Genomic DNA, 377 nt, shown 5'->3' with positions numbered 1-377 from the left:
CGACGTGTGACCTGCACAACGAACAAGTGTGTTGACGCCATCAGGATGAATGAACGACTTGATCGTCAACCTTAGTCAGTTATCGCCATGTATGGAACTTAGAGAGGAAAATCGTATGAATAATCATGAAAAAATAGATACACAATGTATGCAAGAGACAGATGCAGCCCATCATTTGCATCCGTTTGCCGACTATCGTTTAAAAAAGGAGCAGACCTCACGCATCATGGTTAGAGGCGAAGGCGCTTATTTGTGGGACTCGGAAGGTAATCGCCTGCTCGATGGTATGGCTGGCTTGTGGTGTACGAATGTAGGTTACGGACGCAAAAGCATAGCTGACGCTGTACATGGACAAATGGTGCAATTACCTTTCTATA

General features: G+C 45.1%; 1 protein-coding gene. It reads left to right on the top strand.

Features of this window, described 5'->3' with window-relative positions; translation table 11 throughout:
- Window positions 1–115: 115 nt before the first annotated feature.
- Window positions 116–377 (top strand): aminotransferase class III-fold pyridoxal phosphate-dependent enzyme (locus KDM89_RS20315; RefSeq protein WP_230428010.1); only part of this gene is annotated, 262 nt, incomplete at its 3' end.

The organism is Cognatundibacterium luofuense (assembly GCF_018139685.1).
GTDB lineage: Bacteria > Pseudomonadota > Gammaproteobacteria > Burkholderiales > Burkholderiaceae_D > Undibacterium > Undibacterium luofuense.
Note: the sequence above shows the minus strand (reverse complement) of the source record. Positions and strands in the feature narration are given on the sequence as shown.